Origin of the sequence: Candidatus Nitrosocosmicus sp. FF01, assembly GCF_047711275.1 — an archaeon.
GTDB lineage: Archaea > Thermoproteota > Nitrososphaeria > Nitrososphaerales > Nitrososphaeraceae > Nitrosocosmicus.
This window is the reverse complement of sequence record NZ_JBLNIG010000008.1, coordinates 1-13,088: the sequence shown is the minus strand read 5'-3', so window position 1 is coordinate 13,088 and position 13,088 is coordinate 1. Positions and strand designations below refer to the sequence as shown.

Below are 13,088 nucleotides of genomic sequence, written 5' to 3'. Positions count from 1 at the left end.
AACCAAATAGTTCTATGGACTTCTGGAGCGTCTACATATATCCCTAACTTACCTTTTAGAAACGATAATTTTTCACTATTAGTGTTATTAAATAGAATTATTCCATGAAAGATGAGCCCTCTTTCATTAACGACCCCAATGTCAGAAGATATCCACCTTATGCTTTGACCATCCAGTGTTTCAATTGTTCCGTTGCCTTTTCCCTGTATTATGGTGGATTGAGCATCGAATGTATTGATAAAGGTCATATTGTTTGTTACGTTACCTATGTCTTTCATAATTGCCTCTTCTAAGAATATTTCCTCTGTCACAAGTGTAGGTGAGGTAGAAAGCTCTCTTGTATTTATGAAAGTTCCATTAAGGGTTTGATATATGGGTTGTGAAATATTAAAAGAGTTTGTTTCTATTTTTAAAAAGCTGATCGGTTCGGTATTATCATTAACAGCAAGATTTTGACCTACTACTGCTTGATCATAGCATATTATGGAAAGACCCAGCCCAAGGAGCATAATTATGCATATAAACATTTTCATGCTTCTCTAAAAATTGATCACAAATATAAAAGCACGCGGTCTTAAGCCACATTTTCCATTTTCAATTAGGAATATACCCAAAAAATTGACTGTATTGTAGGAAAAGTTCCTTGTGTTAGTAGGGTTCGAATACAATTATTTAGGTGCAGTATTAAAAAGTCTGAGGAGTATCCCAAATTAGTATTATTATTAACTAGAATTCAGATATTTAAAATCGATAAAGTTACCTTTGAGCTATTTTCCAGATACTGTCAAAATAGTCTACAAAAATACCCGCTATTTCACTAGAAGTAATTAGAATACCGGTTATTGTTTTCCAGTCTATGATTAAAAGCTTGTCAGCAAAGATGTCAATAGTTCCTGGCAATGGAAAATTTACATGACGCAGTTTTACATCCTTTGGGATTTCTTTAAAATGTTGAGAGTTTTTAAAGTCTGAGTTGACTATTCCCCTCTCAACAAGTCCTTTTGACTTTTGATACTTGTAGAATCTAGAATAAAACGGAGATGCATTTTCGTGAGCATTAGGATATGGATAAAAATATCTCAGAATGTCTCCTCTCTTTGAATCACTTAATAAAGTCATGTATGCAGAACGCAATGATCTCTCTCCCATGAATATTTCAGATGTGCTTCTCTTTGCCGCATTGACATTTTTGGATAAATCACTAATGATCTGGGTTAGCGCTTCTTTTTGTCTCCTAACTTCATCTTCCTTTCTCTGTATATATTCATGTAACCGGGATGGCTCTAACGACTGAAAATATTTAATATTATCTTGTAGGTTGTAACTTGCTAATCCTTTTAGGATAAGACGGTCTAACACATTGTAAATCTTGGATTGGGATACACCAGACATTTCTACAATTTTGCCCACTCGTGATGGTCCAATATGTATCATTGCCAAGTACACTTTTGCCTCACCTGGGGTTAATCCTACATCAATTAATTGATCAACACAGTTTTTGTTTACAATTACCTCATCTTGGCTTTCCTTCACTGTAACCCCTATGGGGGTAAGTGATACTTATGTATTACACATAGTTAATTAAAGGTATGAGTTCTATGATCCAATTAGAGCCAAAAAAGACTATAGTGAAGATTATGATATCTCATAAGAGCAAGGATACAGTATTTAATTTCTTTGAAGATGTAAAGAATTTGGAGATAGGAGGTGCTATTAGTAACATTGACAAAGACATTGACGATTGGCATACGTTTAAACATGTAGTTGCGGGCAGTGCTCGCTTAAAGATAGTTGCTAATGACAATCAACTCGGAATACTAGACCATTTATTTGAAGGTGGAGGTTTATCATGGACAGTGTATGTTAGGGTAATTGATAACGGCTACGGCAGCACAACAACTTGGACATTTCTTAGACCAGATGGACTCACTGACGCACAATTTGAAGAACAATTAAAGGGATTTGATGTTGAAATTGAGAAGTGGAATAATTATTTATTAAATAGCATATCCTGAAATACTGGTCTTCTGGATTTAAGGTCTAGATATAATAATTTGTAACAGTCCTTATTCTTTGGTATTTTTACACATATGGGAATAAGTATACTCCTTGAAAAACACATACATTCACAAAATGACGTCCGGATATTCGTATACCAGTTTTAGTAATCCTTTTATGTATTCACTTTCAGAAATACTGAATGCCAATTAAAATGAGCAAGAAAGGTGGAGGAACAAAAAAGAGATCATTTGATGAAGGCGTATCGGATCTGAAGAAACAAGGCAAGTCAGAAGAGTCTGCACGTAAGATAATGGGATCTATAAAGAAAAAACAAGAAGGCAGTAGTGGTTCAACTACAAAGAAGAAAAAGAAAAGTTAAGAATTCTAATCATCTTGAGCAAAATGTTGCCTAAATCTATGTTTCTTAGAGTAATTGTTATTGGATTGTCCCATCCTTGCAGCAGAGTCACATTGGCAGTCGAATAGGGCTCAATAACATCTTTATCACAGTGAATTCTTTTATCTAGCTAATCGTATTTGTGCTTAATTTCGATAACTTTAACATAATATTTAGTAACAGTCTGGACGCGTGGGGATTAAGTCGCTTGTCATAATAGGGTTCTATAACATTCTAACGTCGAATACTTTAGAAAGAATATAAAAAGAATGTGGAAAAGTATAAAAATTTTGGACTAGTCTAGATCTTGTGTGCAAAGGTAAATGTTCTGAAGAGAGATCCATTAATGCATCTACATTCATGAAACTAAACTCTAAATGTAGTGTTTGTCAAAAAGCCTTTAACACTACCGAAATCAAATGTTATTGTTGCCATTCAAGACTAAGAAAAAGAAATGCATTGAGTAAGAACGACTCTTTAAAGACCATTCAAATTATGGCTCATAAGAAGAGATATTAGCAAAGAAAATAGCCCATTTGTCAGATCTGTATAACTTATGGCCAAAGATAAACCAGAGTCAAATCTTAGTCAAATTCTTAATATCTCATATCTGCTTGTAGACATCCAGTGAGACATTTTCAAGGTAGCACAGATTAATTAGTTTGAGGCAAACAAGTGGAAAAGAGTTTATTCCAGGCAATATAATATTGTTACTATATCATATATCATTTAGTTTGGGCATGTGGGGATACGGTTCAAGGTTGAATCCAACCTAGACTTGATAAAAATAAAAATAATTAATTTAGCCAATTGTAGTGATGCACCAATATAGAGAATATCATAGTCCTTGTTAAACTTTGGTTGATCAACCATTATCCCTGCTATACCTCTCCTCTATAAGATCTATGATTTTTCTTATTGATCTATCTTCATTCAAGTAATGAGTCTTTTTTAAGTGATCAAACATATTATGACTCATCCAACTTTTAATTTTTATCTGATCCTTCCATTCGCGTAGAATCCAATTAACCGTTTCATAAGAACAAATAGGACATCTTAACGGTTTAATATCATTCAATATTTAGTATTTGCAGTATCCTTATCTATTATCATCTCTGTCTGTCACTCACTATCCTCATTTACAGATAATTGAATAGTTATTGGTTTTCGTCCCTTGTAATGTTCGTATATAGTTTTGATTAATTCCTTATCGAAATAGTTTAATCCCAAATGAATAGAGTTACCCGAATTTATTTCAGCCATGGTTATCTTAATTCCATCAGAAAAATCATCCCATTCGTCTATAATACATTCTTTAGATTCAATGATTTTGTTTGTCAAGATGTATTTCGCTTCCTTCTTTTTAGATTTATAATTGTTCTGTCCATAATTCCATCAATCCTGTTACTTCTCTGTATTGTAAATTTTGCCGTTCAAAGGTATGGCTCCAAGGATATTGATATCAAACATTCCAGTGGAATTACCATATTACAGTATCATGCAGTTTGGGCGCGCGGGGATACGGTTCAAGGTTGAATATAGTCTCAACATATTACTCTGAGAGGCCTCAAAAAGTTTACAATTTATTATGCAATCATATGCAAAATTTATTTACTAAATTTGATAATACAATTCTATACAATCCTTAACTTTAATCTCTTAAACTCCAGGTCATGTGTTATGATTCTAAAATTATATACGTTGAAATGGTGATAACTTTAGTAAAGATTTAGAATAGTATAATAATTGCTTCATTCTTTTGCAAAATAATGTATCAGTAAAACAACCTATATCGACCAAGAACCCAGGCTGGATAATTTATTCAGTAATGAATTAAAAACGTTAAAACCACCGCTGATTTAACCTTTCATTTATTTAACATATTATTTAACCTTCATATAACAAGAATATAGCATCATTTTAGGTAATAAATATAACAAATAAAATACCCTTTGAACCAATATGAATAAAATATACCTATTTGCAATCGCTGCTATTCTTGCAACAGCATCACTGATGGTTACTGGAACATTTACATCTACCGTATTTTCTCAAATACCAACTACTTCAGGTACCGACCCTACCGAAAATACTGGACCAGGAGTGTTACCAAACGGCACCGTTGTTAACACAACGACGAGTAACGCAACAACTGGCGGATACTGAGATTTCAATAACACCAATGTAGTTTAAGAAACTACAAACAATCCCCTCTTGTTCCTCCATAATGCACCAAGCAAGGTCCCATCCCATCAAACTGTACAATGAAACCCAAGTTTTAGAGAAGAAAAACTAATCTATTTTTTTTAAGAAGATTAAATATCCTTGAAATACTTAAGTATTGTTCAACTGCAGTGATCAGATGAATTTTGATGCTGCATTCGTGAAGGAAAATGGAGTTGAAATTGGCATTTTCGCAACGACTATGGATGTAATAAATGACAAAATGCAGGCAGAGAACTTAATCACGTATTGCGAGGAACGAATTCTTGCAGGTTATCAGGTAGTTTTAATGGCCCAGGATAGCCAAGGTGTACCACATTATTATGGGAGACAAGACCTAACTAGAATACTGGAGGCTACCAAATTTAGTAAAATTCACTTTAGAAGATATACTAAACCATAGCGTCAACGACTCGTTAACCCAGTATAAAAGAATAAACCGAAAAAAAATACAAATTAAATAGTCGTTGTCTAATCAATTTTAAAAAATTTCAATAAACAATAACAACAACGATTTTGGCTTGTATAAATATAGAACGGGTCTCCTAACAATTTCGATTACGCTAAGCAAAGTCTATGCATTAAATAGAATTCACTATTTACAAAAGTAGTAATTATCTAAGATTGCTACTATTGGTATGGATTGAAGGAATTTTATCTGTAAAGCGAAAAAAAATAAATAATTGTATGTGCAAAATCAGTTATTGCAACTAATTCCTAATTTCATAATAGGATTAGAATAATTGTTACGCTTTTGGTTATTGCAACATCTGCATTTACATTCTCTAATCCTTTGTTTGTGAATTCTACAACTCCATATGATTCTGGTTATGACCACGGATGTAATGATGCCAAAATATCTGACCCGTCAGATAGATACATAAATCAGCCAGAAAAGGGACCCTCTTATCATACATCGGAATTCATGGATGGTTATTATCGAGGTTTTGATATTTGTGCTAATGACTCAGATAAAGAGAATGACAATGATAACGACAACAACCGAGTTGAAAGCCAAGAATCTTCTTCAAGTTCAGGTTTAAAGATAACTAGTTCCTCAAGTTATCGTCAAGGAGACTACTTTTACATTGTAGGAGAAGTTCTTAATACAGATTCAAACGACAAAGAATATGTCAAAGTTATTGCAACATTGTATGACGATAATAGAAATGTAATAGGAACCGGATTTACTTATACTGATCCATCAACAATTTCATCACAAGAATCCTCACCTTTTAAAATAATAATAGGGGACATTGATGTAAGCAGTATTGATTAAATAGATAGTTTCAAACTAGTGGCTTCTGATAAGTAATAAAGTAAAACTCACACATGGAAATTTCCCAATTAAAAAGTAGTTTATTTATATGAACTCGTGAGGATACGGTTCAAGTTTGAATTGAATCACCTCTATAAATTTCCTGAATCATTAGAAAATTAAAATATTTTCAAAATAAAGAAGGTGTAGTTTCAGTAATTTTTGTCAATTGGTCATATAATAATCTTCAATATTATCAATATTCATACAAAAAAAAGCAATTGCCTGAATCTGAGCAATAGAATTCTAAATACTGAGAACGATATAATTGAATTAATTAAACTTTTGCTCATAAGCAGTTAAATATGATAATGAACATCAAGATTTGATCAAAATTGAAGAAAACTGTAGTCATCGCTACTTTTGCACTGTCGTTTATCTTGACGGCATCTCTAGTGAGTAAAATATTAGATCAAGCTGTATTGGCTCAGGACTTGTCCACTCTTAAAGACGAGGCAACAAAGTTGCTGACGGGAAATGACAATAGTCAAAGAACAGATAATACATCAGCATCAACAACAGATAACTCTACCTCGTCTGACTCATCATTAACGCAGAGAGCAACCGATGCATTAAGCGCATTCTTAAAATAGAATACTAGAATCAATATAGATATAGTATTTTATTTACCTGTAATTATTATTTTATTGTCTCTCAAATTTTAAAAGATTATAATTTTTTATTAATTGTCATAATCTTTCTGAGCTGTGGATGATAACAAGTCTATACAAAACACGGTCTGAATTAATAATCATTACCATGTAAAATAACATCCAGTTTGGGCGCTCGGGGATACGGTTCCAGATTGAATCCAATCCTGGCAGATAAAATTGTAAAATGGTATCTCTCCATTTCTCTTTAACTTCTACTTGAACAAAATCATTTGAGTCAAATACTATCAACTCAAATAATATGAATTTTTAATTAAATAATATTTTATTGCTTCGAGTATATCATGTCTATTTTGATTGATCTAAATCACCCCGTCAATCGCGCTTCCCCCATTCACTGATGAAGTTGCCATTGGTGTCAAACTTTTGGACACGATGATTCTCGTCGTCAGTTACATATACAAAACCTGAGGCATCCACTGCTACACCTTTGGGGAACTTGAACTCCGCTTTGTCAGAGCCTTTGCGTCCCCATTCACTGATGAAGTTGCCATTGGTGTCAAACTTTTGAACGCGGCAGTTGCCATCATCAGCTACATACAGATGACCCAAATCATCCACTGCTACACCTTTGGGGAACTTGAACTCCGCTTTGTCAGAGCCTTTGCGTCCCCATTCACTGATGAAGTTGCCATTGGTGTCAAACTTTTGGACACGATGATTCGCATCGTCAGCGATATACACATAGCCAGCCGAACCAACTGCAATACCATAAGGGTGCTTAAGCTGACCAACTCTCGAACCTTCTGAACCCCATTCACTGATGAAGTTGCCATTGGTGTCAAACTTTTGGACACGATGATTCTCGTCGTCAGTTACATATACAAAACCTGAGGCATCCACTGCTACACCTTTGGGGAACTTGAACTCCGCTTTGTCAGAGCCTTTGCGTCCCCATTCACTGATGAAGTTGCCATTGGTGTCAAACTTTTGAACGCGGCAGTTGCCATCATCAGCTACATACAAGTAGCCTGAGGCATCCACTGCTACACCTTTGGGGAACTTGAACTCCGCTTTGTCAGAGCCTTCTTCTCCCCATTCTTTTCTAAAATTTCCATTAGTATCAGATTTCTGAATGCGATGCTTCGCATCGTCAGCTACGTACACGTAGCCTGAGGCATCCACTGCTATGCCTTTGGGAAACTCAAATCTCATTGCGAAGCTTGGCAACTTCATTAAATAAAAGAATATCTGTTGTGGCATGACTTTGAGTTAAGAAATTAGATATAGACGATCTAATAATTACTTAATATCATCTATGATCACATAAATCGACATGATTCAAAGCCGAATAAGATCTAGAATTAATTTGACATGAGAGGTTGGGAATGGTTCAGACCCCAATAGTTATTATATACCATTACCATATCATATATCATTTAGTTAGGGCGCTGGGGATTAAGTTCCCAGTGATAAATGGGTTCTACCATAATGTAGACGAAATTCAATCAAGACAGATAGAAAATAGAATATGGTTAGGATCAGGTTCGCTTCCACCTTTTACGACTGAAGAAAAAGTAACTAAAATTAAAAACAAAATTAGTAAAATGGTCAATTAATTCAAGTAATAGACCTCGAGTGCATTAGTAAAATTGAACCAATTTTAGGATCATATGTATATCAATGTTACGGAACCTGTTATCGATTGATTCCCAAAGGGAGTACACAATTTTTGATGGATACAAAATATACAAAAATTGGTAGTGCCACAAATCAATCTAAATTTGTATTTATATTTGTGATATTTATTCTCGTTTAATAATATGACGTCCTAATAAAAATCGTAGTGTATCTTCTAAATCAGTATTCATGAAGGGGTAACTAACAGAAGACAATTTCTTTGGTAAAATAAGGGAGCTAGATGATACAACATAATCTGCAAATTCTCCAAATACAAGTTTTAGAGTTTTTTTTGATAAGGATATCTGAACCTTATTATCAAGTACGCGTGATAGGATTCTTGTAAATTCTGACATTTTAGTTGGATTTGGAGAAACTACATTAATAGGTCCTTTGATATTGGAATTTTCAATAGAGTAAATAATGCTACCAATAACGTCTTCCATCGATACCCAACTTATGTATTGATTTTCATCTCCTAATTGCAAACCAATCTTTAATACAGCTGGTTTGGCTAGCTTTTGCAATATACCTCCCTTAGGTGTTAAAACCATCCCAAACCGTGTATTTATTACTCTAATTCCAATAGATTTTGCAGATTCAGTAGACTCTTCCCATTTCTGACATACACCTGAAAGAAAATCAGAGCCTGGAGGGGCGTCTTCGGTAAGCACGTCTTTCCCCCGATTTCCGTAAAACCCAGTAGCTGAGGCACAAATGAGAGTTGATGGAGGAGTTTTAAGATTGATTAATGAATCACAAAGTAACCTTGTACTTCCAATACGGCTTTTCACTAGTCTTTGTTTTTTAGAATTTGACCATCGTCCAAAAATATTTTCCCCACTTAGATGAATAACTACATCATATCCCTCCATTTTGTCAATATTTATTTTATTTTGGTCCGGATCCCATATCACTACATTAGGATCGTTATAATTTTGATTAGATGAAGGTCTAGTCATTCTAGTGATTTGGTGCTCTCCAACAATCTTTAAAAAAGGGACAAGTGCGGACCCTATCAGACCAGTAGAACCGGTTATCAGAATCTTCTTGCCTTTGTTCCTTCTTACTAACTTCCATAAATTCATGTCATTTTTTAGGACCCTATGTCTGTAATGGAAGAGTTGAGACAGATTGTTGTGTATCAGATTATTGACAAATTTGAAACCACCGAAGCCGAGTGGAGGGGAATAATCAATCCTGTCCTCCATTATACAATTATTAAATTCGTCTGGATTAAACGAATGAGTATGAAGCCAATATCGAAATGGACCTTTTATCATTTTATCTTGAAATTGCCTATTTTGTATATAACCTAAATGTTGTGCTATCCATCTTATTCCTAATGGACCTAAATTTATTCTAAGAATGGTAATAGACCCATTTTCTATGTTATTGTTGTTTTTGAGTACCCTCAAGAAACTCCAAGGAGGTATTAGTCTCTCTAATGCTCCTTCTCGTGTATGATATTCAAAAACATCTGCTACATGTGAAGAAATATTTACTCGCTTTAAAAAAACGTCATGTTTAGGCTTTTTGGAAGACAAGTAAGGCATTATTATAGTAATTGATCAATCTACTTATTTACTATAAAATTTTTTAATTGAGTTGGCACTGGTTTATTGGAATATCTATGAGATTGGCATGTATATATCACGAAATAATATCGCTCACTATTCTATCTTCTAACTAATTTTCACCCGGTTTCTTTCATTATTGTACTAATATCCTATCTATCTATAAGAGGTAAAATCTTTGAAAACATTCTTATGATGATTTGCCACACCTCTTTGTCTTTTTTCAAATTCGAAGTATCGATATTTAATTATACTCGGTTACGATCAAAGCATATCCGGCATGTAATTTTATGGATCTGTCTAAACTAACGATCATACTGATGGTATGAAGTGTTTTATCAAGAACTTGGGTAATACTTTAATTTGTAATATAATTTCTATTAAGTAGTTACTTATATATGAACAAATAAATTCCAAATACTCTATTAGTTATCTAAAATAAATTCACATTCGATTGAGGCAAAGTAAATACAAATGGGGGGGGATTACTACATCTCGAATAATAGTGTGATTACCATATAGCAGATCGGTGAGTTTTGGTACATGTGTGGGGATTAAGTTCCTTGTGTTAGTAGGGTTCTATTACAATTTAAACGATATAATCGAATTAAACAGAAATAAAGATCCAACATGCTAAAATCCATTAAAGGTAATCAGATGCTTGAGAATTGAAACCAATAGATGAGAATGTGGACACAATTAGCATATGCAGGCATTGGATCTTGGTATTGAGATCTGTTGGCGCATCTCAAGACCTTTATTGGCTTTCGCCAAAGCCTACATCCTTTTGCAGAAGGAGTATACATATACGTGAAATCATAATAAATTATTTTCTAAAGCGGAATTTTTTACCTGTGTTTTTGTAATTTTATTTTTATCCGATAGTATTGGTGACAATTTAAAGACATGATTTGATAATTTCATTTGTACAGAAAGTATAATCCCATAACAACAATTGAAGAATAAAAATTATTTGCTATTAATGGATCGCCCATTTTAGATCATCGAGTATTAATTTTTTAATGCAATTATTGTCGATAACCACTTCCTTACATTCATTGCTTTTCATTGTATTGCAATCCTTGTCTGACTCATTACAGATATGTTTTTTGATCCTATCAAAACACTGGTATCCTTATCTTATGGTAACTGTGGCAAGACTCATGACAGACCCAATCACAAAAGCAGTAATAAAAAATTCTGCCATTGTTTGGAAGACGGCTGTGAATTACTAAATCCCTAGGTCTTATTTTTATTCATATATTTAGTAGAATAGAAAAATTATATCAGATTTGTTAGCTAGGTGCATATCCTAATTTTTAACCGTTCTAGAATTAAATTGAAAAGTTGGAAAATAATAATAATAATAATGCTATAGTGCTACTCCGTCGGATAGCATTTAAGATTTTGATATAATCTATTATTAATGATTTTTCAGATATTCATTAAAGGAAATAATAGACGATAAATGCAAGTAGGGATGGAGAGTGATTATTATCGCTATCGCTATGGGTGTAGAACAGATGTTCGTCGACGAATGTTTTGATTTTACCCGCTAAAATGTTTTAATATTACAAGAATCACTTTATTCATCTTGAAAGTCGGTATTTCACTACCACAAGCTGGTTCACAGGCAACAAAAGAAAATATGCTACATATGGTACAAGCTGCAGAAAGCGAAGGTTTTGATTCGATATGGACATTTGAAAGACTTCTTTGGCCGATTAACCCTCAAACTCCTTACCCTGCAACCCCAGACGGAAGTCTCCCTCAAGAGTATCAGATAATGCTTGATCCTTTAGAAACACTCTCATTTTTAGCTGCAAATACCAATAAAATTTCCTTAGGTACATCGGTATTAGACATGCTATTTCATAATCCTGTAATTTTAGCAAGAAGACTTGCTACGCTGGATGTGTTTTCTGAAGGTAGAGTCATTTCTGGATTCGGAATAGGCTGGTCCAAAGATGAATATCAGGCTTCTAATATTCCATTTAATAATAAGGGAAAAAGAGCCGATGAATACGTCAAGATGCTAAAAAGGATATGGATGGATGAAGATGTTGAATTTAAAGGACAGTATTATAATATACCCAAATCAAAGATTGGACCGAAACCGGTACAAAAGCCACATGTTCCCATTTATCTTGGCGGTTTTAGCCCCAATGCAATAAGAAGAATTGTTGAAAATGATTTAAATGGCTGGCTTGGCATTATTGGTGGTATTGCACCATTTGGTTATGTTCAAAGTGTTGTGAATAATTTTAGAAATGAAATAAATAAGACTAACAAAGATTCTGCAAATTTTAAAGTTATTCTCCTAGCTTATCCATACCCTAAAGATAGTGCTGTTAATTCTGATAATAATGCTGATAGACCTACTTTAACAGGAACAATTGATGAAATTGGTGACGATATAAGGAAAATAAAAGACCTGGATGTGGATCAGATAATATTTGCTTACAACTTTTCACCTATTGGCAAAGATATTGATAAAATGATTGACCTTACAAAGCAATTTTCAAAATTTGCTAAATAGGTAAACTTGATCAAAAGAAAAAAATCATTCATTCTTCCAAAATATTATTTTTTGTGGTTTAACTATTATACAATGATGACCAATTCCTACTTTTTGGTATTGAGTATATTTTTGATAAAGGAATTTATGCCCTTGTTTTAATATAGGAATTTTATTGTTATCATTATCACATTCACAGCATTCGCCGTTTTCTTCTACATCTTTTTCTCCAATTAGATATGCTTTACCTTGAATCATTACAGAAACTAATTTGCTCCAATCCTCATTATATTCATCTATTAGTAATGCAACATTGGGGCAATGTTGAATGTTTTTAACTCTTTTTAGTTTTTCAACAGTTCCTTTTTTTCTTTTTTCGTCTAAAGGTATAAAATAATGGCGGCCATCAAATGCAAAAACGACAGGTACTATATGAGGTATCTTTTTCTCATAATCAATTGTTGAAAGTCTGGCAACTCTTGCTCTATTTATTATTTCTCGAATAACAACATTGTTTGATTGCATAAGTTATCATTCAACTTCATTATTGCCGTATTTCTATTTATATATGGGTTTGGATCAGAAAAAAGGCAGTTAATGATTTATTCCATATAAAAAAACAATGAGTAATAACTTAAGGATTTTTATCTAAAATTTAGCGGTAGTATTATACTTAAGCCCAAAGTAAAGAACATTCAATAAATAATAAAGGTTGACTCCTGCACTCAGTTCTTCCTCATTATACGCTATTCTTATTACTTCA

Annotated in this window: 13 protein-coding genes; 7 read left to right on the top strand and 6 right to left on the bottom strand. The window is 33.4% G+C overall.

Features of this window, described 5'->3' with window-relative positions; translation table 11 throughout:
* Together ACMT7R_RS14795 and ACMT7R_RS14790 are read right to left on the bottom strand one after the other, a co-directional pair.
* On the bottom strand, window positions 1-533 hold a 533-nt coding region (locus ACMT7R_RS14795; RefSeq protein ID WP_415312738.1), incomplete at its 3' end, for a hypothetical protein.
* Window positions 534-756: 223 nt separating this feature from the next.
* Window positions 757-1,533: a TrmB family transcriptional regulator gene (locus ACMT7R_RS14790; protein WP_415312737.1), complete on the bottom strand. Its 777-nt coding sequence runs from the start codon at window positions 1,531-1,533 to the stop codon at window positions 757-759.
* A gap of 65 nt (window positions 1,534-1,598) precedes the next feature.
* Here ACMT7R_RS14790 and ACMT7R_RS14785 point away from each other — a divergent pair, with 65 nt between their 5' ends.
* Window positions 1,599-2,015 carry a hypothetical protein gene (locus tag ACMT7R_RS14785; RefSeq protein ID WP_415312736.1) on the top strand — a complete coding sequence of 139 codons (417 nt, stop codon included), beginning with the start codon at window positions 1,599-1,601 and terminating at the stop codon, window positions 2,013-2,015.
* Between the two features lie 185 nt (window positions 2,016-2,200).
* Window positions 2,201-2,380 (top strand): hypothetical protein, encoded by a 180-nt coding sequence (locus tag ACMT7R_RS14780; RefSeq protein ID WP_415312735.1) that lies wholly within the window; start codon window positions 2,201-2,203, stop codon window positions 2,378-2,380.
* Between the two features lie 1,140 nt (window positions 2,381-3,520).
* Here ACMT7R_RS14780 and ACMT7R_RS14775 read toward each other — a convergent pair.
* Complete coding sequence (locus ACMT7R_RS14775; protein WP_415309389.1) at window positions 3,521-3,739, bottom strand: hypothetical protein; 219 nt, start codon at window positions 3,737-3,739, stop codon at window positions 3,521-3,523.
* A gap of 621 nt (window positions 3,740-4,360) precedes the next feature.
* Between ACMT7R_RS14775 and ACMT7R_RS14770 the strand changes: the two genes are divergently transcribed.
* The 4 genes from ACMT7R_RS14770 (at window position 4,361) to ACMT7R_RS14755 (ending at window position 6,532) form a co-directional block, all read left to right on the top strand.
* Complete coding sequence (locus tag ACMT7R_RS14770) at window positions 4,361-4,564, top strand: hypothetical protein (protein ID WP_415312733.1); 204 nt, start codon at window positions 4,361-4,363, stop codon at window positions 4,562-4,564.
* Window positions 4,565-4,760: 196 nt separating this feature from the next.
* The gene (locus ACMT7R_RS14765) at window positions 4,761-5,024 is read left to right on the top strand and encodes a hypothetical protein (protein ID WP_415312732.1); all 264 of its coding nucleotides are present in this window, start codon (window positions 4,761-4,763) and stop codon (window positions 5,022-5,024) included.
* A 351-nt stretch (window positions 5,025-5,375) separates the two neighbouring features.
* A complete protein-coding gene (locus ACMT7R_RS14760) occupies window positions 5,376-5,900 on the top strand; it encodes an FxLYD domain-containing protein (protein ID WP_415309387.1) in 525 nt (174 codons plus the stop codon).
* A gap of 374 nt (window positions 5,901-6,274) precedes the next feature.
* Window positions 6,275-6,532: a hypothetical protein gene (locus tag ACMT7R_RS14755; protein WP_415309386.1), complete on the top strand. Its 258-nt coding sequence runs from the start codon at window positions 6,275-6,277 to the stop codon at window positions 6,530-6,532.
* Window positions 6,533-6,925: 393 nt separating this feature from the next.
* Here the strand turns inward: ACMT7R_RS14755 and ACMT7R_RS14750 are convergent, their stop codons facing one another.
* Window positions 6,926-7,813 (bottom strand): 6-bladed beta-propeller, encoded by an 888-nt coding sequence (locus ACMT7R_RS14750; protein WP_415312731.1) that lies wholly within the window; start codon window positions 7,811-7,813, stop codon window positions 6,926-6,928.
* Window positions 7,814-8,355: 542 nt separating this feature from the next.
* Window positions 8,356-9,786, bottom strand: coding sequence for a TIGR01777 family oxidoreductase (locus ACMT7R_RS14745; RefSeq protein WP_415312730.1), 1,431 nt, complete (start codon window positions 9,784-9,786; stop codon window positions 8,356-8,358).
* 1,615 nt (window positions 9,787-11,401) lie between these two features.
* Here ACMT7R_RS14745 and ACMT7R_RS14740 point away from each other — a divergent pair.
* Window positions 11,402-12,346 carry a TIGR03619 family F420-dependent LLM class oxidoreductase gene (locus tag ACMT7R_RS14740; protein ID WP_415312729.1) on the top strand — a complete coding sequence of 315 codons (945 nt, stop codon included), beginning with the start codon at window positions 11,402-11,404 and terminating at the stop codon, window positions 12,344-12,346.
* 24 nt (window positions 12,347-12,370) lie between these two features.
* Here the strand turns inward: ACMT7R_RS14740 and ACMT7R_RS14735 are convergent, their stop codons facing one another.
* Window positions 12,371-12,850 (bottom strand): pyridoxamine 5'-phosphate oxidase family protein, encoded by a 480-nt coding sequence (locus tag ACMT7R_RS14735; RefSeq protein ID WP_415312728.1) that lies wholly within the window; start codon window positions 12,848-12,850, stop codon window positions 12,371-12,373.
* Between the last annotated feature and the right edge of the window lie 238 nt (window positions 12,851-13,088).

Excerpts from the sequence above, each read along its gene's own strand:
- ACMT7R_RS14785 (WP_415312736.1), top strand. The coding sequence starts at position 1,599 with ATGATCCAATTAGAGCCAAAAAAGACTATAGTGAAGATTATGATATCT.
- ACMT7R_RS14780 (WP_415312735.1), top strand. The coding sequence starts at position 2,201 with ATGCCAATTAAAATGAGCAAGAAAGGTGGAGGAACAAAAAAGAGATCA.
- ACMT7R_RS14770 (WP_415312733.1), top strand. The coding sequence starts at position 4,361 with ATGAATAAAATATACCTATTTGCAATCGCTGCTATTCTTGCAACAGCA.
- ACMT7R_RS14765 (WP_415312732.1), top strand. The coding sequence starts at position 4,761 with ATGAATTTTGATGCTGCATTCGTGAAGGAAAATGGAGTTGAAATTGGC.
- ACMT7R_RS14750 (WP_415312731.1), bottom strand. The coding sequence starts at position 7,813 with ATGCCACAACAGATATTCTTTTATTTAATGAAGTTGCCAAGCTTCGCA.
- ACMT7R_RS14745 (WP_415312730.1), bottom strand. The coding sequence starts at position 9,786 with ATGCCTTACTTGTCTTCCAAAAAGCCTAAACATGACGTTTTTTTAAAG.
- ACMT7R_RS14735 (WP_415312728.1), bottom strand. The coding sequence starts at position 12,850 with ATGCAATCAAACAATGTTGTTATTCGAGAAATAATAAATAGAGCAAGA.